Source organism: Acinetobacter tjernbergiae DSM 14971 = CIP 107465 (assembly GCF_000374425.1).
In the GTDB taxonomy this organism is placed as follows: Bacteria; Pseudomonadota; Gammaproteobacteria; order Pseudomonadales; family Moraxellaceae; genus Acinetobacter; species Acinetobacter tjernbergiae.
This window is the reverse complement of record NZ_KB894363.1, coordinates 93545-114514: the sequence shown is the minus strand read 5'-3', so window position 1 is coordinate 114514 and position 20970 is coordinate 93545. Positions and strand designations below refer to the sequence as shown.

14 protein-coding genes, 1 tRNA gene and 1 pseudogene are annotated in these 20970 nt (G+C 39.3%); 8 read left to right on the top strand and 8 right to left on the bottom strand.

Annotation, left to right across the window (positions count from 1 at the left end; genetic code table 11):
- Positions 1-7: 7 nt before the first annotated feature.
- From nudC to dnaQ, 3 genes are all read right to left on the bottom strand, one after another.
- A complete protein-coding gene (nudC, locus tag C502_RS0109865) occupies positions 8-760 on the bottom strand; it encodes an NAD(+) diphosphatase (protein ID WP_018678660.1) in 753 nt (250 codons plus the stop codon).
- Positions 760-2406, bottom strand: a complete 1647-nt coding sequence (locus C502_RS0109860) for a hypothetical protein (RefSeq protein ID WP_018678659.1) — start codon at positions 2404-2406, stop codon at positions 760-762. The genes nudC and C502_RS0109860 overlap by 1 nt, the downstream gene beginning before the upstream one ends.
- Before the next feature lie 127 nt (positions 2407-2533).
- Positions 2534-3895: a DNA polymerase III subunit epsilon gene (gene dnaQ, locus C502_RS0109855; RefSeq protein ID WP_018678658.1), complete on the bottom strand. Its 1362-nt coding sequence runs from the start codon at positions 3893-3895 to the stop codon at positions 2534-2536.
- 284 nt (positions 3896-4179) lie between these two features.
- Here dnaQ and C502_RS0109850 point away from each other — a divergent pair, with 284 nt between their 5' ends.
- The 6 genes from C502_RS0109850 (at position 4180) to C502_RS0109825 (ending at position 14347) form a co-directional block, all read left to right on the top strand.
- Positions 4180-7464 (top strand): lytic transglycosylase, encoded by a 3285-nt coding sequence (locus C502_RS0109850; RefSeq protein WP_018678657.1) that lies wholly within the window; start codon positions 4180-4182, stop codon positions 7462-7464.
- Between the two features lie 6 nt (positions 7465-7470).
- The gene (locus C502_RS0109845; RefSeq protein ID WP_018678656.1) at positions 7471-9321 is read left to right on the top strand and encodes an extracellular solute-binding protein; all 1851 of its coding nucleotides are present in this window, start codon (positions 7471-7473) and stop codon (positions 9319-9321) included.
- A 16-nt stretch (positions 9322-9337) separates the two neighbouring features.
- Positions 9338-10408, top strand: coding sequence for a microcin C ABC transporter permease YejB (yejB, locus tag C502_RS0109840; RefSeq protein WP_018678655.1), 1071 nt, complete (start codon positions 9338-9340; stop codon positions 10406-10408).
- Positions 10408-11418, top strand: a complete 1011-nt coding sequence (locus C502_RS0109835; protein ID WP_018678654.1) for an ABC transporter permease — start codon at positions 10408-10410, stop codon at positions 11416-11418. The genes yejB and C502_RS0109835 overlap by 1 nt, the downstream gene beginning before the upstream one ends.
- Positions 11396-12991, top strand: coding sequence for an ABC transporter ATP-binding protein (locus C502_RS0109830; RefSeq protein ID WP_018678653.1), 1596 nt, complete (start codon positions 11396-11398; stop codon positions 12989-12991). Before C502_RS0109835 ends, C502_RS0109830 begins: the two co-directional genes overlap by 23 nt.
- Positions 12992-13102: 111 nt before the next feature.
- A complete protein-coding gene (locus tag C502_RS0109825) occupies positions 13103-14347 on the top strand; it encodes an NADH:flavin oxidoreductase/NADH oxidase family protein (RefSeq protein ID WP_018678652.1) in 1245 nt (414 codons plus the stop codon).
- Between the two features lie 5 nt (positions 14348-14352).
- On the opposite strand, the pseudogene C502_RS18265 reads toward C502_RS0109825, so the two are convergent.
- From C502_RS18265 to pyrC, 4 genes and pseudogenes are all read right to left on the bottom strand, one after another.
- Positions 14353-15014 (bottom strand): annotated as a pseudogene (locus C502_RS18265) (glutathione S-transferase N-terminal domain-containing protein).
- 163 nt (positions 15015-15177) lie between these two features.
- Positions 15178-15253: transfer RNA gene (locus tag C502_RS0109815), tRNA-Glu, on the bottom strand.
- Positions 15254-15272: 19 nt separating this feature from the next.
- Entirely contained in the window at positions 15273-15938 is a 666-nt protein-coding gene (rnt, locus tag C502_RS0109810; protein WP_023274763.1) for a ribonuclease T, read from the bottom strand.
- Entirely contained in the window at positions 15923-16957 is a 1035-nt protein-coding gene (pyrC, locus tag C502_RS0109805) for a dihydroorotase (protein ID WP_018678650.1), read from the bottom strand. The genes rnt and pyrC overlap by 16 nt, the downstream gene beginning before the upstream one ends.
- A gap of 162 nt (positions 16958-17119) precedes the next feature.
- On the opposite strand from pyrC, the gene C502_RS0109800 reads away from it, so the two are divergent.
- The gene (locus C502_RS0109800; protein WP_018678649.1) at positions 17120-18382 is read left to right on the top strand and encodes a GGDEF domain-containing protein; all 1263 of its coding nucleotides are present in this window, start codon (positions 17120-17122) and stop codon (positions 18380-18382) included.
- A gap of 63 nt (positions 18383-18445) precedes the next feature.
- Here the strand turns inward: C502_RS0109800 and C502_RS0109795 are convergent, their stop codons facing one another.
- Positions 18446-19648, bottom strand: coding sequence for a L,D-transpeptidase family protein (locus C502_RS0109795; protein ID WP_018678648.1), 1203 nt, complete (start codon positions 19646-19648; stop codon positions 18446-18448).
- A 200-nt stretch (positions 19649-19848) separates the two neighbouring features.
- Between C502_RS0109795 and hemE the strand changes: the two genes are divergently transcribed.
- Entirely contained in the window at positions 19849-20922 is a 1074-nt protein-coding gene (hemE, locus tag C502_RS0109790; protein WP_018678647.1) for a uroporphyrinogen decarboxylase, read from the top strand.
- Positions 20923-20970: the final 48 nt, after the last annotated feature.

Sequence of the window (20970 nt, the reverse complement as noted above, 5' to 3'; positions counted from 1 at the left end):
ATCTTTATTAAGATGCTTTTTTATTCTCGATTATTTGCATGATCATTGCATGAGCAATACTACCTTTAAATGGAATTTCAGGTAGTTGATCAAATCTAAAGAATTGGGCTTCGCTAATTTCTTCAACTTGTAGTTGAATCTCACCTGAATCATATTCAGCACGAAAAGCGATCATTAAATTGCTTGGAAATGGCCATGGTTGGCTCGACATATAACGAATGTTTTTAAGTTTTAAACCAACCTCTTCAAAAGCTTCTCGTTGTACAGCTTCTTCTAGTGTTTCACCGACTTCAACAAAGCCTGCGATTAACCCATACATATTACTTTTATTATGCGCTGATTTTGCAAGTAAGACTTCATTATCACCTTTGGTAATGATCGTGATGATACAAGGTTGAACACGAGGGTATTGATGATAACTACAAGCGGGGCAAACCATTGCATATTCTTTGGAATGAATTTCTGTTGCATGCCCACAATGGCTACAGAATTTATGGTTGCGTCGCCATTCTAGTAACTGGACGGCACGACTAGCCTGTAGGAACTCTGTGGTTGACCACGATTGAATTAATTCACGGATAGGTACTAGTTGATAGCCTTCGGGAATGGCTTCATTCTCAAGCAGATCACGCGCGATGACGTGATCATTATGATGTAAGGGTAGATCACTTGCCAATTTTTCAACTTCTGGTAGTTGAAGGTTTTGGTTGACTAACAGGTTTTGGTGTTGAAAAATATAAGCAAGTGATAATTGAGTCATTATGCGGCTATGTTTTGTAATTGCTGACTGCTTGATAATGCCACATCAAACATAGATTGCAATACGGGTTGCTTATTCTTTAGATTATCTACGAGTAGATCTAAACCAGCCACAACATTGAGGATGCAGTTAATTTGTTCAGCATCAATGATTTCATTTTGATCTAAACGATGCTGAGCAAAATGTGCTGCACCTAATAAAGCTGTTTGTTGCACTGTGCTACCTAAGAAGAGTGCAGCACCCGATAATTCATTGAGATATGTAGGAAGAGCTTCTAAGTTGTGTGCTGTAGGATCTTGAACATAGAGACTGAGTGTTTGCGTTAAAGTGTCAATTAAGGTCTTGGTTTCTGTGAGTAATCCTCTATGTGCTTCATCTAAGCGATCGAGGGAAATCTGCATATTATTTACACGTAACTGTAAACGGCTTGATGTGTAATTTCGCTCTAAGATACCAATGGAATTCATTGATGCTAAAATGCTATTCATTAACTGTTGGATTGAGGTCGCATCTGTTAACGTATTGGGTTGACTCAATTTCTCAGCTTGTTGAGTTAATTCCTTCGCCGCTTCATTTAAATTAAGTACTTTAAACACATTGGAAAGCTGACTTAATTTTTGCTGAAGCTCTTGGGTTTTTTCTGCTGACATATTCTGATGGTTATACTCAATTTCATTACGAATTTGCGCCATTTCATCTGTCATCAATTGACTAATCGTATGAACCGTTTCATAGTCTGGACCGTATAAATGGCGGCTGAGAACTTGAAGCTGTGTATCACTCAGTAACTCATCACCGATATTCAATTGTTCACGAATATGTTGAGATAACTCATCTTCTTGACTGATACAAATACTTAAAATGTCAGCGAGATCGGAAATATTATTTTGAAATACTGATGGCTGAGCTAGGAATTTTGAAATATTTGTTTCGATTTGAATCAGAGTGCGTAAACGTGCTTCTGTAATCAAAAGCTCATCAATATGTCCTAAGCCTACATTGACCAACTGCCAATATTGTTGGCTAGGTAGATTGTTGGCTAAACCGGCAAGGTAAACACCAACGAGTTTAATTCCCTGCAAATCGAGAGGAGATTCACTTTGTTTAATCAGCTTGTTTAAGCATAATTTATAGAGCTGGTGAATATACTTCGATTGTTCCAAACTTGGTGCTTGTGGCAAATTAAAATTCGGTGTCATTAAGTCCAAAAAAGGTTGCAGTGTTTGTCCTTCTTTGGTGATCGGCTTTCCTAGTGCTTTTTCTAAACGATTGAGCGTATCAATCAAAAATTGAGGCACTTTGACTTCACGTAAACAAATAAATTCGATATAGCGTTTTAACATTGTTGTGCCTTCACTGAGAGCAACAACATCGCTAGTTTTAATTTGTTGTGGTTGCGCCATAATTTGACGCATCAGCGCAGCCGAATATTGAGTGATCTGTGCCAAGTGAGGCATATCAATTAAAGCAAGTACTTTAGTACATTGTTCGAATTGACTAAGTGCATCATCAATTCCGAATGGTAACGCTTGTTCTTCGGCAAGCGTATTGACTGCTGTCTCTACCAATTTGATCGAATTGTCGATCTCATTTTTTATTATTAGTAATGCTGTTGGGTCGAAGTGAATCGAGGTTTGGTAAGACATATGACCTACACCTTTCCTAAGTTGTTATATCCATGAACCTCCTAGAATAGGAGGTTAAAACTATTAATAGTTAATATAACTTAAGTTTGAAAACTTGAAATACAAAAAGTTACATGCATCAACAAATTTATTTTGCAAAAAGGCATTCTTTTCCATATTTTTGCTCAAATTGTTTGATCCAAGTCTCATGTTCATTTAATTCAAGTTCTGATGGATAAATAATTGGCAAATCAACTTGAATCGTTTGACGTGTTATTTTATTTGGATTTTGTTCAGTTTGAGAAAGGGCATCCATATCAAAAGAGACTTGCCCACCCGTCATTGCTAGATAAACATCGGCTAAAATTTCAGCATCGAGTAGTGCGCCGTGGAAAGTACGATCTCGTGCAGGAATTTCATAACGGCGCACCAACGCATCTAAAGAATTTTTTTGTCCTGGATGCTTATTTTTTGCAAGTGCGAGAGTATCTGTGACTTCACATACTTCAGACAGTGAAGGTAAACCAACACGGTTAAATTCCATGTTGAGGAAGTTCATATCGAAGGTTGCGTTATGGGCAATAATTTCAGCACCTTGCAAAAAGCTGAATAATGTATCGGCAATTTCGGCATATTTCGGCTTATCTTGTAGAAACTCGTCGCTAATACCATGCACATTCTCAGAATCGCCAACAGGTTTCTCTGGATTGATATAAATATGGATTGAACTGCCTGTTAGTTTTCGATTGATCATTTCAATCGCACCAACTTCGATAATACGGTCGCCATCTTGGAAATAAAAACCCGTGGTTTCGGTATCTAGGATCAGTTGGCGAGGCCCTTGAAGATTTAATTTTGCCTCGGTGATGACAATGTGGGGGTGTTGGGTACTTGTTGAAATATCTTCTGTTGCTTGGGGCACAGTTGCTACCGCATCAATGTTCGGTTCTTCGATGCTAAGCTCGTCATTGTCTTCGATTAATTCCTCTTCCTCTATATCGAGATCAAGACCGAAAGGATCATTTAATAGCCAATCCGCTTCAGGCTTTTTTATATCAGCGTTAGCCTGTGTTGAAGATTTCATTTGTTGAGCAGTTTGTTCAGCACCAAGATTGGCTAATTGATCTGCCATTTCATTACCTGCATGTCCTGCATGACCTTTAATCCAATTCCATTCGATATCACGATTGGCACAAACGGCATCTAATTTTTGCCATAAATCAGGGTTTTTAACATCTTTCCAATTTTTCTTTTTCCAGCCATGAATCCATTCGGTAATGCCTTGTTTGACATAATTAGAATCTGTCCAAATAATCAGCTGTGCATCTGTTGGACAAAAACTGACTCCTTCGATTGCAGCTTGGAGCTCCATTCGATTGTTGGTCGTCGCCGGTTCACCACCATAGAGTTTATGTTCACCTTGTTCAGTAATAATATACGCACCCCAACCACCTAAGCCTGGATTGCCTTTACATGCGCCATCAACATAAAGCGTGATTGTTTGAGACATAGTTGAACCTAAAAATTAAGAATTTGAGTTTGTACTGCAACCAGAAGATCGAAATAAAAGCGGTGTTTTATTTGCGTATATTTCATGAAAGTTTAGCACTCTCGTTAGATAAGTTATATTGTAAAGCGAAATTTGAGTGCTGAACGGTTACAAAACTCATATTTTTTAATTTCTTGTAACATTTCCATGCAAATCACGTTAAATTATTGCCTTGTCTAAGTGACAGGCTTTACTACAATGGCAAATCAAAGAAATAAACTAGCGTGAGTTGACTGGAAGTTTTTATGTATAAATCGAACACATTGATGTGGCAAACATCTGCAACATCATTATTCAAAATTACTGTACTCACTTCCGCTCTCGCTGCGTTGGGAATCACAACAGGTTGTTCATCAACCCCACAGACAAATAAAGTATCCTCATCTAAACAAGTGAGTTCAGGATATTTAGACGCAAGTAGTTTAGATTCTTTGGAAGATTTACTTTCAGCAACGGATATGCGGGCGGTTGAAGGTGATCGCCTGTTGGTCTTGAAACACGGTGATGTGTGGAAGCGAATGACGGTTGGATTCAAAATGGATTTAAACCATTGGGATTCACGTATCGAAGCTCAGCGTAGTTGGTTTATTTCTCGTCAACCTTATTTAGATCGTCTAAGTGCGCGTGCCAGCCGTTATTTATATCATACGGTTAAAGAAGCTGAACGTCGTGGTATGCCTACCGAATTGGCATTGCTTCCTGTTATTGAAAGTTCTTATGACCCCGCTGCAACCAGTAGTGCAGCAGCGGCAGGCTTATGGCAGTTTATTCCGAGTACCGGACGTATTTACGGTTTACAGCAAACTGGTTTATACGACGGTCGCCGTGATGTAGTTGAGTCAACACGTGCTGCTTATGAGTTCTTAGGCAGTTTATATAATCAATTTGGTTCGTGGGAATTGGCTTTGGCTGCTTATAACGCAGGGCCAGGTCGAATTCAGCAAGCCATTAACCGCAACCGAGCGGCAGGCTTGCCAACAGATTATTGGTCATTAAAGCTTCCACAAGAAACCATGAACTATGTGCCGCGCTTTTTAGCGGTGGCGCAAATTATTAAAAATCCAAGTGCATATGGTGTTGCTTTACCTCCAATTGCGAACCGACCGCACTTTCGTGAAGTAGGTCTGGCTGGGCCTTTAGATTTGAACCAAATTGCTTCGATTACAGGTTTAAGTCGTGCTGAACTGTATGCGTTGAATCCTGCACACCGTGGAGAAATGGTCGACTCATCGAGTCCAATGCGTATTTTAATTCCCGCAGATTTAAGCCCATCGATTGATGCAAAACTACGTTCTGGTAAAGCCAGTTCTGGCGGTTTCTGGGCAAGTAATAGTCCGCCACCTACGATGAATACTTCATCTAATGTGGCTACGACGACAGTTCGTACCACAACCAATTCAGGTCAGACGATCACACCTTCAACAAAGATACCACCGGTTTTAACAGCAACAAATACGCCACGTTCAACAACAGCAACAATCACGACGAGCAAAACAAATACGCCAAGAGGCTCTGATGCATTGGCGTCATTTGCAGCTGCGGCTGATGTACCGAGTGCACCACGTATTCCTGTTGCAATTACACCTGCTGCAAATGTTAAACCAGTCAAAATTGAACCACCCATTTCAATCAAAGAGCGTGAGCAAATTATTACTGCTGTGAAAGAAACGGGTGAGAAGAAAACAGTGACTCAAGTTTTAGAGCCACAGGCTACGCAAGCGGAGAAAGACCGTGTTGTTGCCGAGATTAAAGCGATTGCGCCACAAGGCACCGAAATTGTCGATCCATTTGATGGCAAGATTAAGTTAACCGCAATTCAGACCAGCCAATCGGTTGCAGATCAAACAGGACAAGAAGTCACCAAGGGCTTTGCTTATCCTAAAAATTTAGTTGAAGATGCTGCAACTGCAAATAGTGAAGATGCGAAGCGAAATCAAGGTAAGCCGTATATTAAAACCGATACTGATGTGGTCGTGGTTGCACCGAAAGGCAAGCGTAGCACCTACGTTGTACTACCTGGCGATACCCTAGCATTTATTGCACAAAAGAATGGTGTGAATTGGCGTGATATTGCGACATGGAATCAAATTGATCCAACAGGTACGTTATTTGTAGGTGCAAGCTTGTATTTGTATGATGCAAAGCCACAAGTGATTGAGACACCGAAAGTGGTTGAGCGCAAACCTGAGAGTTATGTAGTTCAATCAGGAGATAATCTCACTAATTTAGCAGCACGCTTTGATTTAACTCTGAAACAGTTAGCTGACTATAATAATTTGTCAGTCACTGATAATTTATTTGTTGGGCAAAAATTATCGTTAAAAGAACCAAAAAATAATACACGTAATACTCCAATGACTGCACCACAATCAACGCGTAGCACAGAAACGAAAGCATCTATTGCACCGAAGGTTGCTACGAAGTCTTATACGGTGAAACGTGGCGAATATTTAAAGTTGATTGCTGATCGTTATGCTTTATCTAATCAAGAGTTGGCTGATTTAACCTCAGGTTTGACTGCAAGCAGTAATTTATTTGCGGGACAAAAAATCAATGTACCATCGCATGAGGTCTCAAAGGCTGAAGAAGTGGTTGAGTCTAAAAGTACAGTTAAATATGAAAATGTAACCGCATCGAGTCATTATAAAACAGAGTCTTATATTGTACAGCGTGGTGATACTTTATCGAGTATTGCAACGAAATCTAAAATCACACCGAATGAATTGGCTGAATTGAATAACCTGAAAACCAATAAAGCTGTGCGTTCAGGTCAGGTTTTAAAGATTCCAGCAGGTTCAACAATTCCTGAGCAGTATGTGGTGCAATCTGGTGATAGCTTAAATGCAATTGCCAGTAAATATGAGCTTACCGTGAATTATATTGCTGATCTAAATGGTTTGGAACGCACAGCAGGCGTTCGCGTTGGACAAAAGCTAAAACTCACAGGTGATGCACCAAGCAAAAATAATGTGAGCAGTAGTAGCAAGTCAAAAGACAAGGATAAGCAAGAAACTGCGCCAGATATTTATACTGTTAAATCAGGGGACACTTTAGGCAATATTGCGAGTCGCTATTATTTACAACTGGATTATGTGACCGCTTTAAATGGCTTATCTCGTGGTAGCAGCGTTCGTGTGGGTCAAAAACTGAAACTCACAGGTGATGTACCAAAAGCAGAAACAGCAAAAGCGGAAAATAGTAAGAATAGTTCAAAGTCAGTGCCAAGCAAGAATACTGAGAAATATACGGTTAAAGCAGGCGAGTCTTTGAATAGTATTGCAAGCCGTTTTGGTTTGTCAGGTCGTGAATTAGCAGAGTTAAATGATCTGAAAGCCAATGCAAGTTTACAACGTGGTCAAAGTATTTCTGTCCCTAAAATAGTGACTGAATATAAAGTAAAACGTGGTGATACTTTGATTGGTTTAGCAAGTAAATATGGGATGGACACCAGTGCGCTTGCTGAAATGAATGATCTCACTCCAAGTACTCAATTGCGGATTGGTGATGTTATTAAAGTACCAAACCTGTAATTGTTAATGGATTCATTGGTTTTATTTAAAAGGCTTAGTCTATTTTATGGATTAAGCCTTTTTGCTCAGCTTTCATTTGCGACGATGCAGACCACGCCTTATTTAGCGATGCATGTTCAGCCCAAATATGCAAAGTTGAGTGCGATGCCTTATGCCAATCCGAATGCACCTAAAGGGGGAATGCTCAGTCAATCTAGTTTAGGCACATTCGATAATTTAAACAGCATGAATGGCAAAGGGAGTTCTACGGAAGGTGTAAATTATCTTTTTGATAGTTTAATGGATCGTGCTTTAGATGAGCCTCGGGTCATGTACCCGTTACTCGCAGAGAAGGTGAGTTATGATCCTGATCATCTTAAAGACGTGACCTTTCATTTAAACCCTCAAGCCCGTTTTAATAATGGTCAAGCTTTAACAGCAGAAGATGTTAAATTCACCTTTGATACCTACCAAACCAAAGCCAATTTAGGCTTTCAAATGTATTTGTCTGATTTAGCAAAAACAGAAGTGATTTCTAAGTATCAGGTTAAATTTATTTTTAAGTCCAAGAACAATGTGGAAATGCCACTGATTCTGGCGAGTCTACCGATCTATTCAAAATTGGATTGGAAAAATAAAGATTTTACGCGTGTGACACTACAACCGATTGTCGGTTCAGGACCTTATATTGTTGATCGAATTGATGCAGGGCGTAGTATCACCTATAAACGCAGTCCGAACTATTGGGCAAAAGATTTGCCTGTCAATAAAGGGCGTTATAATTTTGATCGACTCAAATATGTGTATTATCGAAATTTAGATGTCAGTTTTGAGGGTTTTAAATCTCGACAATTCAATTTATATGAAGAAAAAAATATCCGAAATTGGGTCACAGCTTATCATTTTCCCGCCGTGCAAGCAGGTCAGATCAAAAAATACAAAGCACGTTTGGGGACACCGCTCGATATTCAAAGCTTGGTATTTAATATTCGTCGTTCACCACTGAATGATATTCATCTTCGTAAAGCACTTACGTATGCTTATGATTTTGAATGGCAAAATAAGGCTTTATTCTTTAATCAAAATCGGCGTTTGCAAAGCTATTTTGATAATACGGATTTGGCTGCAACAGGTCGACCCAGTGCTAAAGAGTTAAAAGTACTGAAACCTTTCTTCGCTCAACTAAATCCAGTCATGCGACAGGGTCTTTTAGCCGATTGGCATTATCCTATTTCGGATGCGAGTGGTTTTAATCGGCAGAATTTATTGGTTGCACAACAAATTTTAAAAGATGCTGGTTATGTGATTCGTCATAATCAGTTATATGATCGACAGGGTAAAGCGATTCGTATTGAATTATTAATGCAGCAAGAAAATCCACAACGTGAGCTCATGCCTTTTGTGCGTAATTTGAATCGTTTAGGCGTCCAAGTCAATCTCAGACAGGTGGATGTTCCACAATATATGGAGCGAATCCGTCACCAAGATTTTGATATGATGATGTTGAAATTGCCACAAACTTTGACACCTGGTAAGGAGCAAGCTCAATTCTGGGGCAGTGCTGCTGCGGATGAGGCAGGAAATTATAACTATTCAGGAATAAAGAACCCTGCAATTGATCAGATGATCGAGAAAATTGTGGCAGCCAAAAGCCGTGAAGATGTGGTGCTCTATACACATGTGCTCGATCGTTTATTACGCGCAGGTTATTATCAAATTCTGACCTATGGGAAGCCTGAGCGATGGTTTGCCTATTGGGATATCTATCAGCAACCTCAAATTAAACCGAAGCTTTCAGTTGGTTGGGAATATTGGTGGGTGGATGGCACGAAAGCGAAGAAACTCGACCAACCTATACGAAAATCTGACTTAAAATAATTAAGGATCTTATTAGATGGTTCACTATATTCTGAAAAGAATGTTATTGATGATCCCAACTTTATTTTTCATTTTATTGATTAATTTTACGATTGTGCAAATTGCACCGGGTGGCCCTGTCGAACAAGCCATTCAGCAAATTCAGAATGCGCAAGGTTTAGGTGTTGGGAATAATGCCCAATCCAGTTTGAGTACTTTGGCTCAATATCAAGGGGCGCGTGGGTTAAGTCCAGAGATGATTGAAAAGATCAAAGCACAGTATGGTTTTGATCGTCCTGCATATGAACGTTTTTGGTTAATGCTCAAGGGCTATCTCACCTTGGATTTTGGCACCAGTTTTTTTAAAGATAAACCTGTAACGCAACTGCTCTATGAAAAGTTGCCTGTCACGCTGTCTTTGGGAATATGGAGTACTTTTCTCATTTATTTGATTGCGATCCCACTGGGAATTAAAAAAGCCAAAAATAATGGTTTACTGTTTGATCAATCTACTTCGTTATTACTTGCTGTGAGTTATGCCATTCCATCATTTGTCTTTGCCATTCTGCTCATCGTTTTTTTTGCTGGGGGCAGTTATTTGCAATGGTTTCCATTGCAAGGTTTGGTATCAGAAAACTTTACTCAACTCAGCCTATTGGCAAAAATACAAGATTATCTGTGGCACATGAGTTTACCGATTCTGAGTATGGTATTGGGTAGTTTTGCTGCACGAACCTATCTGACCAAATATTCCTTTGTAGAAGAGCTGAAAAAACCTTATGTCCTAACGGCACGATCAAAAGGTTTAAATGACAATCAGGTGCTTTATGGGCATGTTTTTCGTAATGCGATTTTGGTGGTGGTTGCAGCTTTACCCGAAGCATTGGTCGGTATTTTCTTTGTCGGCAATTTATTTATCGAGATTATTTTTAATCTCGATGGGATTGGCTTATTGGGTTTTGAGGCGATCACTCAGCGGGATTATCCTGTGATTTTTGGAACCTTATTTTTATTTACCTTATTTGGAATGATCTTACGTTTAATTGGCGATTTGCTCTATCAAATGATTGACCCTCGGATTGATTTTGAAGCGAGAGGTGGAACATGATGTCACCGCTGATGCGCGCACGATTTCACCGTTTTAGACAAAATAAATTGGGTGTCCGTTGTCTCATTCTATTTTTAATCATTTTTATTTTGTCATTATTTGCTGAGTTGATTGCCAACGATAAACCTTTGTTGATTCGTTATCAGCAGTCTTTGTATTTTCCTATTTTTAAAGATTATCCAGAAACCACTTTTGGTGGTGCTTTTGAAACGGCGACAGATTATCAAGACCCTGCGGTAAAACAGCTGATTCAAAAGCAAGGATGGATGATTTCTCCACCCGTTGCATTTTCTTATCAATCTCCAAATCTATCACTTACGGTACCTGTCCCGTCAAAACCAAGTCCACAGAACTGGCTTGGAACGGATGATCAGGGACGGGATGTATTTGCTCGAATCCTTTATGGTTTGCGTATCTCGCTCTTATTTGGATTTGCCTTGACGCTTTGTTCTGCTGTGATTGGCATTATTGTTGGTGCAATACAAGGCTATTATGGTGGATGGGTTGACTTGATTGGGCAGAGGATTCTGGAAGTGTGGGGTGGTTTGCCGATGCTGTTTATTGTCATGATTCTGGTCAGTATGTTCAGCCCCAGTGTGTATTGGTTATTTTTGATCATGTTGTTGTTTGGTTGGACAGAATTAGTGGGATTAGTCAGAGCAGAGTTTTTGCGTGCCAGAAACTTTGATTATGTTCGTGCAGCTCAAGCATTAGGTGTTCGTGATCATCAAATTATCTTTAAGCACATTTTGCCGAATGCCATGAGTTCTAGTCTGTCGCAAATTCCTTTTATGTTAACTGCCAATATTATTGCTTTAACTGCATTAGACTTTCTCGGTTATGGTTTACCTGCTGATGCCGCTTCGCTTGGGGAATTATTATTACAGGGCAAAAATAATCTCGATGCACCTTGGTTAGTGCTTTCAGGATTCTTTACTTTAGCGATTGTATTGTCTTTATTGATTTATATTGGGGAGGCGGCACGTGATGCATTTGACCCAAGACGATAATACGGTTTCGAATCCACCTTTATTAAGGGTTCAGCAGCTCAGCATTCACGATGAAACAGGACATTGCCTTGTGGATGACTTGAGTTTTGATGTTTATCCCGCACAGACTGTTGCGATTGTGGGTGAAAGTGGTTCTGGTAAGTCAATTAGTACTTTAGCTTTATTGGGGTTATTGCCTGAAAATTTAACCGTGCAGGGAAATGTTAGATTCGCCAATCAATCACTTTTGTCTTTAACTCAGATCCAGTTACAGCAGATTCGAGGCAAGCGAATTGCCATCATTTTCCAAGAGCCAATGACTGCTTTAAATCCTTTGCATCATGTCGAAAAAATGATGGCTGAAAGCCTGGCCTTGCAAGGTGTTTGTAAAGCTGATATTCGACAACAGACGCTTTCTTTATTGCAGGATGTCGGGATAGATGATGCAGTGCAAATTCTTAAATGCTATCCACATGAGTTGTCGGGTGGGCAACGACAGCGTGTGATGTTGGCGATGGCTCTAGCCTTAGAGCCAGAGATTTTGATTGCGGACGAACCAACAACGGCTTTGGATGTCGTGTTGCAAGCACAGATTCTCACGTTGTTAAAAAAACTCCAAGAGCAACGAAACATGGCGATGATTTTGATTAGCCATGACTTAAATCTGGTTAAGCAATATGCAGATCAGGTGCTCGTGCTGAATCAAGGTCGCGTAGAGGAACAAGGATGCACGACTGAAATTTTTACACATCCTCAAACGGCATACACACGAAATTTACTCAATCACGATTTTGGACAAGCTCTAACGATCGCACAGACTGAGCGCTTACTTGAACTAAAAAATGTCACGGTCAAGTATCCCATCAAACGTGGTTTATTGAACCAAATTAAGGCTTATAAGATTGCAGCAGAATCAATTAATTTCAATTTATTCAAAGGTGAAGCTTTGGGTATCGTGGGGGAAAGTGGTTCAGGAAAATCATCATTAGCTTTAGCTATTGCTCGCTTGATTAAGAGTGAGGGTGAAATCCAGTTTTTGGCGCAAAATTTAAATCAACTTAATCAAAAACAACTTCGCCCCCTACGCCGTGATTTTCAAATTGTATTCCAAGATCCTTTGAGTAGTTTGAATCCTCGCATGTCTGTTGAGCAAATTATTGCGGAAGGACTTCACCTTCAAAATATTTCCAAACAACAATCTAATGCAAAAATTGAAGCTGTTTTAGCAAAAGTCGAACTCTGTTTGGAGGATAGAACCAAATATCCACACCAGCTTTCTGGTGGGCAACGTCAACGGGTCGCGCTTGCACGTGCTTTGGTTTTAAAGCCTAAACTGATGATTTTGGATGAACCGACTTCTGCATTAGATCGCAGCACTCAAATGGCGATGATTCAACTATTACGCCGTTTGCAGCAACAAGAGCAGATCAGTTATGTGTTTATCAGTCATGACTTACAAGTCATTAAAGCACTATGTCAGAACGTAATGGTCATGCATCAAGCTGAAGTATTGGAATATCAAGCAACAGAACTTTTATTTACTCAACCTCAAACTGAATATACACGTCAGCTTATTTCTGCAAGCGAATATTAGCATTGTAATTAAATTGACATATGTTATTGTCAATTTATCGGAAGAACCCTTGACAGTCACAATAATCAGATTAAATTAGAGTAAATACTCTAATTATAGCAGAGGATGACCATGAGTCAGATTGCAGACAGTATCCAAATTCGTAATACCACATTTAAAAACCGCATTATTAAAGGGGCTATGAGTGAGGCACTTGCCAATCACGAAGGGCAGCCGAATGAGTTACACATTGGTTTGTATGAGGCTTGGGCAAAAGGCGGTTTAGGTTGTGCGATTACAGGTAATGTAATGGTCAATATTGCTGCCAAGAATGAACCTGGTGTGGTTGCGATTGAAACTGAACGTGACTTAGCAAAATTAAAGCAATGGGCTGATGTTGGTAAAAAATATGGCATGGTGCAATTGATTCAATTGTCACATCCAGGTCGCCAATGCCCTAAAGGTTTGAACAAAGAAACCGTTGCCCCATCGGCAGTCCCTTTTAGCCCCATGCTTGCAGCAATGTTTGGCACTCCGCGTGAACTTCAACATGAAGAAATCCTTGATATTATTCAGCGTTTTGCAACAGCAGCAGCAGTCTGTGAAAAAGCAGGATTTGAAGGTGTGCAGCTTCATGGTGCGCATGGTTATCTGATTAGTCAATTTCTATCTCCATTAACCAATAAACGTACGGATCAATGGGGTGGTTCGATTGAGAACCGTATGCGTTTCTTGGTGGAAATTTATAAGGCTGTACGTGCAGCAACATCAGAAAACTTCATTATTTCGGTGAAGCTCAATTCAGCAGATTTCCAACGTGGTGGGATCACTGAAGAAGATGTGATGACGGTATTTAAAACCATTGATGCTGCGGGAATCGATATTATTGAAATCTCAGGTGGTACGTATGAAGCGCCAGCAATGGCAGGTGCCAAAGCTGAGTCTCGTAAAGCCAGTACCATTGCACGTGAAGCTTACTTCCTAGAATTTGCTGAAAAGATTCGTCAGCATGTGACTTGTAAATTGATGGTTACAGGCGGTTTCCGTACTGTAGCAGGTATGAATGCAGCACTTGAAAGTGGTGCATGTGATTTTATTGGTATTGCACGTCCATTGGCTGTTGAAACTGATTTAACTGATCGTTTAATTGCGGGTAATGATGTACGTTATGCCGTAAATCAAATCAAAACAGGGATTCCTTTTGTCGATAAAATGGCAATCATGGAAATCATTTGGTATGCAGCACAATTCAAGGCAATTGGACAAGGTAAAAAGCCAAATCCTAAATTGTCACCTTTAATTGTGTTTTTAAATTATGCAAAAGGCAATATTAAGGCTGTTGTAAAAGGGCGAGTGAATTCGCGTAAATCAGCATAACTGAATTACCACGCAATTGTCCAATAGGACTGAAACGTAGAAGCAGACCATTGCCCTTTAATTAAAGATTTTTTAAAGGCGGGTCTGTTTTCTATTTGGGCTAAATAACGCTGTATATGTTTAAATTGATGGTCATTTTGCGAGCAAGCCAATAATGGAAACCACATCAAAATATCTGCAATCGTAAATTGATCTTTTAAATGTCCATCGATCATACACATTTGTCGCTGTAATGATGGATTTAAATAGCCTTGATCAATCCATATTTTAAAAACTTTGAAACGAAGCGAATTGGAAATGGTGTGCGTTGTACAATTTGGTTAAAAATTTGTTTGAGTAACAGATCTGGAATAAATGTGCCTTCACAATAATTTTTCCAATAATAAAAACTTTGAAGTTGTGATCCTAATAATTTACTCTGCCCTAATTGAGGATATAGATAAGACAAGTAATCAATAATCGCTGAAGTTTCGGCTAAGATAGAGATTTGTTCTTGATTTATTATTTCAACGGTAGGAAATTTCGATAATTGATGCGGTGAGTTTTTCTTTTCATCTACGTTTGAATGGTGGTTGATGACTAACTCGTAGGGAAGTCCTAATTCTTCTAAAAACCAAACGATGCGTTGAGAACGTGAATTTTGTAAGTGGAATAAACGGATTTGCATATTAGGTTTAAAATTATGGTTTTGATCTGTTTTCAGTATAGGGTAGAAAATATGCTAAGGATAATAAAATAGATTTTTCAAAATAATTATTTTGTAGCAGCTCTATTTATAAAGAACCAATAAAAAAGCCACTGTCTTAAAGATGCAGTGGCTTTTTAAAATTTGGCGTCCCTACGGGGATTCGAACCCCGGTTACCGCCGTGAAAGGGCGATGTCCTAGGCCTCTAGACGATAGGGACTTCTTGAGGTGGGTGTATATTAGGGCTCTGTCACCAAAGTGTCAAGAAGGTGAGGAGACAGTTTGTTCAAAATATAGCAAAACAGTTCAGCAGTTTTTTGCGTATCGTATAAAGCAGAATGTGCTTCTTTACCATCAAACTCAATTCCTGCTTGAATACATGCACGTGCTAACACGGTTTGACCAAACATCACTGCACTCAAAGTCACAGTATCAAATACTGAAAAGCTATGAAATGGATTTTGATTTTTAGTACCAGAACGATTGATTGCTGCTTGTAGAAAACCTAAATCAAAATGGGCATTGTGACCTACCAATACCGCATGGGTACAATGCTGTGCTTTACGCACTTCATTTAATGATTTGAAAATACGACGTAAAGCACCACGCTCATCTTCGGCCATTGCCACACGCATTGGATTAAATGGATCAATCCCAATAAAATCTAATGAACGGCGATCTAGGTTTGCACCCTCAAAAGGATTGATGTGTGCATGGAAAGAAGGGCCTGGTACAAATTGTCCTTGTTCATCATAGATGATCGGGATACACGCAATTTCGAGGAGGGCATCGGTTTGTGAATTAAATCCTGCGGTTTCTACATCAACCACCACAGGTAAAAATCCACGAAAACGTTGAGCAATCACTGGAGCTTTGTTTTCTTCTTGGGTCACACTTTTCTCCATTGTAGTGTTTTACCTGCATGAAGTGGAATGATTTTTTGACCCTCAAGATAGTCAAAAGATTCAGCGACTGTATTTTCTTCTTTCACTAGCGTGATTGTTGATGTATTGCGAGGAAGACCATAGAAGTCAGCACCAAATATGCTTGCAAAGCCTTCTAAGCGTTCTAATTTACCAACTTGGTCAAATGCTTGAGCATACAATTCAATTGCATTTGGTGCACTGTAGCAACCTGCACAACCACATGCATTTTCTTTCGCATTTTGTGAGTGAGGTGCGCTGTCTGTACCCAAGAAGAATTTTGGATTGCCACTGGTCGCAACTTCTAATAACGTCGTTTGATGAGTTTGACGCTTTAAAATAGGCAGGCAGTAGAAATGAGGTTTTACGCCGCCAACCAACATATCATTACGGTTAAAGAGTAAATGTTGCGGTGTAATCGTCGCTGCAACATTACGATCTTGTTCAAGTACAAAATTCGCCGCATCACTGGTGGTAATATGTTCTAAAACGACTTTTAATTTTGGGAACTGTTTTAATAACGGAGACAAAATTTCATCTAAGAATCTTTTTTCACGGTCAAAAATGTCGACATGGTTGTGAGTGACTTCACCATGCAACAATAACGGCACTTGATGTTCTTCAAGTTGTTCAATCACCGCATAGACTTTACGAATATCGCTCACACCATTATCTGAATTTGTGGTCGCACCAGCAGGATACAATTTGATGGCATTGACGAACTCAGATTCTTTGATTTTACGAACTTCATCTGGTGAAGTGAAATCTGTAAAATAAAGTACCATACGTGGGTCAAAGTGAAGCCCTTCTGGAACATGAGCAAGAATACGATCACGATATGCGAGCGCTTCTTCTACCGTTTTGACAGGTGGAACCAAGTTCGGCATACAAATTGCGCGTGCAAATTGTTTAGCAAGATCTGGTACAGTACGTTTTAAAGCTAATCCATCACGTAGGTGTGCATGCCAATCATCTGGCTGTAAAAGTGTAATTGTATTCAAGGCGTACTTCAGACTTAAAAATAATATAAATAATAATGCATATGGTGTAAAAATGGTAACTACAATTATGGATAAGTGGTTACGTAAAGCTCATGAAAATATGAGAAATTGTGTTATTTTTATGTTGGATAAGAATACAGCATTATAAGAAGAGTGAGAGGGATGGAAAATCAATATGATATTAAGCAGTTACGCAAAACAAAAGAAGATCTAGAGCAGCTTGTTGTTCGACATTCTAGAACGAATAAAACACAGAAAAGTTTGCCTGCTCAACTCGAAAATGAGTTTTGGCAATTTAATATTGATCGAACCAGAATGAATGCGATTCAGTTCTTTGGTCAAGGCGTAATCACATATACCATTTTTGTACTTTTGATTTTACCATCGAACTTATTGGTTATTCGAACAAGCACTCATTTTCTCTTAGATCTGATATATAGCATTCTCAGTTTGGTTGTAGTGGGAGCAGCATTATTTTCATTTTGGGCATTTTCTCGCTTTAGACGCTTGAACCGATTATTTTATCCAGCTACATGCGTGATCGTATTTTGCACAATTCTTTTTCCATCTTTATTGATGATGAGTATTTCTAATGCGGTGTTGCAAAGTCAATCAATGGTATTGATTGCATTTTTGTATATGTTGGGCTTTATTCTTAGCGGAATTAAGCCTAAACATATGTTATGGATTGGTTCTTCTGCCGCGATCGTGATTTTATTGTCCTTATATTTTCTCAAAGTACCCTGTGATTTTTTAATGTTAGGGCGCACTTTCATTGGAAGTCTCTTATTAGGCTTTTCCATTAGTGTGATGCTCATCTCTAAGGAAAGAAAATTATTTCTAAAAACTAAAATAGCTGAAATTGATGAAAAAATTTTGCGGTTGCAGGCATCTGAGCTTCTACATTTAAGCCAACATGATGAATTAACCAAGGTCTCGAATAGGCGTACTTTTGAAGAAATGTTTAGTTATTACTATGACTTGGCATGTAAAGATAGTAAGGCAATGTCTGTACTGTTTATTGATATTGATTTTTTTAAAAATTATAACGACTTCTATGGACATCAGATGGGAGATCAAGTGATCTCTGCCATTGCAAAAAACATCAAAAGTTCAATTCGACATATGGATTTTATTGCACGTTATGGTGGTGAAGAGTTTGTTGTTCTTTTACCAGAAACCTCTGCTCAAGGTGCTTATGCAGTTGCAACAAATATTTATCGAGCAATTGATCGGCAGATGATTCCTCATGAAAAATCTTTAGTTTCTAATCATGTCACCATTAGTTTAGGGATTACGGTTTTTAATGGCAATCCTAAAATCAGTCAAGATTTAGTGATTCATACGGCAGATAAAGCGCTTTATAGAGCTAAACAACTTGGGCGTAACCAAATCTATTATCAACCCTTGCCCAGTGTCGAATAAAAGAAAGCGTGATAAAAAAAACCGAATACTGATGGTATTCGGTTTTTTATTGAATAATCTAAATTATTCTAAGAACTTTACAGTAACGCCAGAACGTACTTTTCCACCTAAATCATTTGCATCCCAGTTGGTTAAACGGATACAACCATGCGATGCTGTCTTCGAAATCAAAGAAGGATTTGGTGTCCCATGAATACCAAAAGATCGTTTGCTGAGACCAATCCAAATATTACCAACTGGTGCGTTTGGACCAGGTGGTAACATGAGTGGTTTAAGGTTATTACCTTGAACGAAATTCGATGGTGAATAGCTGTAGTATGGGTTTTTGGTTACACCTACTACTTTATATGTACCAGTCGGAGAAGGCGTGTCAGTACTACCAATTGTTGCAGGAAAGGATGCAATCATTTGGTTACGACTATTGAATAAATAAAGCTGTCTTGCACCTTTGTGTGCAACGATTAAATGAATATCTTCTGGTAAATCATTGCGTACATTCGCAACAATAATTTTTTCGCCCGCTTTTTTGAATGTTGCAGTTGGATTTAGTTTTTTGAGGAAACCTTCATCCATATGAAACTTTTCACCTAACATTTCTGTTACACGGGTGTAGTACAAACCTTTCATTTTTGCTTGTAGTGCATAGTCCGAAGGAATTGAATCCGCATAAGGGCCTTTTAAATCCGCATCAGTGAGGGTGTATTCAATATATGCTGGTTTGGTTTGTTGCGAGACTAAAGCATCCCATGTTTCTTTCGTCAGTTGCCCAGTCGGCGTGAGACCATTCATTTGCTGGAATGAAGCAATTGCTTTTAAGGTGTTTTTACCATTTGAACCATCAATTGCACCTGGTGAAGCATGAGCATTGTTGAGCATCACATGTGCACGTGCATATACAGGCAATTGACCTTTCTCAAGATTTTCATACCAATCGGCAGTATTTAAACTGTCCAAAGTCCATGAAACTTTAACGGTTGGTGCTGTTGCCGTCGTTGTCTCTGGTGCATTTTCTAGTTTTTGAGATATTGCCGAAGCAGCTCCTGTATTGACTTGTGGCTCAGAAGCAGCTTGAGTCACAACACTTGATGCAGGTTGAGCCATTACACTCGATGCGGCAGAACGCTCGATAGATAATGGGTCAATAGGATCTTGTACAGGAGCCGAGATTTTTTTTGGATTTAATGCTTGCTCAGTTGTTGGGGCAGCAAAAGCAACGTTAGCAAGAATACAACTTAAACTCATAGCGAGTAATGAGCGAACAAACATGTAATTCAACCTTAAGAATTATTCATATTGAGATATAAGATATTGCAAGTATTACAGAAAATAGAACAGCTTGCAGTAGCAGTTTTGTGTCAAAGCAAAAAAATTAGTTGAAGTCTGATTTTTTGTATGGGTTTACAATTATAAATTCAGGGCTAACTTTGTTATGATGCATCCTACATGAAAAAATTTAGAGATTGGTAATGACAACGTTGAAAAATGATCGTTTTTTACGAGCTTTGCTGCGTGAACCTGTAGACACCACACCTGTATGGATGATGCGTCAAGCAGGGCGTTATTTACCAGAATATCGTGAAACTCGTGCGCAAGCAGGAGATTTCTTGTCTCTATGCAAAAATACCGAGTTTGCTTGTGAAGTGACTTTACAGCCATTACGCCGCTATGAGCTTGACGCTGCGATTTTATTCTCAGATATTTTAACGGTTCCTGATGCACTGGGCTTGGGACTGTATTTTGAAGCGGGCGAAGGCCCTAAGTTTCATAAAACTGTTCGTACTGAACAAGATGTTGCAAATTTACCGAAACTAAATTCTAAATCAGATTTAGCTTACGTGATGAATGCAGTTTCAACGATTCGATCTGCTTTAAATGGACAAGTGCCGCTGATTGGTTTTTCGGGCAGCCCTTGGACCTTAGCAACCTATATGGTTGAAGGTGGTTCAAGTAAAGAATTCCGCTTTATTAAGAATATGATGTATGCACAACCCGAAGTGTTACATGCCTTACTTGATCATCTTGCTGATTCAGTGATTGATTATCTCAACGCACAAATTGATGCAGGCGCTCAAGCAATTCAAATTTTTGATAGTTGGGGCGGCGCATTAGCACATCGCGAATATGTCGAATTTTCATTGAACTACATGAGCAAAATTATTGCAGGACTGCAACGTGAAAAAGATGGTCAACGTATTCCGATTATTGTATTCACCAAAGGTGGTGGTCAATGGTTAGAGACCATGTTAAGCACAGGTGCAGATGCATTTGGCTTAGACTGGACCACACCACTGTATACTGCACGTGATGTGGTTGCAGGTCGAGCTGCCCTACAAGGAAACTTAGATCCAGCAGTGCTCTATGGTTCAGCAGCTTCAATTGAAAAATCGGTAAAAGCAATGCTCGATGATGCTTATGCAAATGGTGACAAAACAGGGTATATCGCAAACTTAGGTCATGGCATTACCCAATGGGTTGATCCTGCCCAACCTAAGATTTTTGTCGATACTGTACATGAATACAGCGCAAAATATTTAGGTTGATATTGAGCATATTTCAAGACTAAACACGCTAGGATTCATTTTGTGCAG

Bases quoted from the DNA above. Each gene is read 5' to 3' on its own strand.
- nudC (WP_018678660.1), bottom strand. From the start codon at position 760: ATGACTCAATTATCACTTGCTTATATTTTTCAACACCAAAACCTGTTA.
- C502_RS0109860 (WP_018678659.1), bottom strand. From the start codon at position 2,406: ATGTCTTACCAAACCTCGATTCACTTCGACCCAACAGCATTACTAATA.
- dnaQ (WP_018678658.1), bottom strand. From the start codon at position 3,895: ATGTCTCAAACAATCACGCTTTATGTTGATGGCGCATGTAAAGGCAAT.
- C502_RS0109850 (WP_018678657.1), top strand. From the start codon at position 4,180: ATGTATAAATCGAACACATTGATGTGGCAAACATCTGCAACATCATTA.
- C502_RS0109845 (WP_018678656.1), top strand. From the start codon at position 7,471: ATGGATTCATTGGTTTTATTTAAAAGGCTTAGTCTATTTTATGGATTA.
- yejB (WP_018678655.1), top strand. From the start codon at position 9,338: ATGGTTCACTATATTCTGAAAAGAATGTTATTGATGATCCCAACTTTA.
- C502_RS0109835 (WP_018678654.1), top strand. From the start codon at position 10,408: ATGTCACCGCTGATGCGCGCACGATTTCACCGTTTTAGACAAAATAAA.
- C502_RS0109830 (WP_018678653.1), top strand. From the start codon at position 11,396: ATGCATTTGACCCAAGACGATAATACGGTTTCGAATCCACCTTTATTA.
- C502_RS0109825 (WP_018678652.1), top strand. From the start codon at position 13,103: ATGAGTCAGATTGCAGACAGTATCCAAATTCGTAATACCACATTTAAA.
- rnt (WP_023274763.1), bottom strand. From the start codon at position 15,938: ATGGAGAAAAGTGTGACCCAAGAAGAAAACAAAGCTCCAGTGATTGCT.
- C502_RS0109800 (WP_018678649.1), top strand. From the start codon at position 17,120: ATGGAAAATCAATATGATATTAAGCAGTTACGCAAAACAAAAGAAGAT.
- C502_RS0109795 (WP_018678648.1), bottom strand. From the start codon at position 19,648: ATGTTTGTTCGCTCATTACTCGCTATGAGTTTAAGTTGTATTCTTGCT.
- hemE (WP_018678647.1), top strand. From the start codon at position 19,849: ATGACAACGTTGAAAAATGATCGTTTTTTACGAGCTTTGCTGCGTGAA.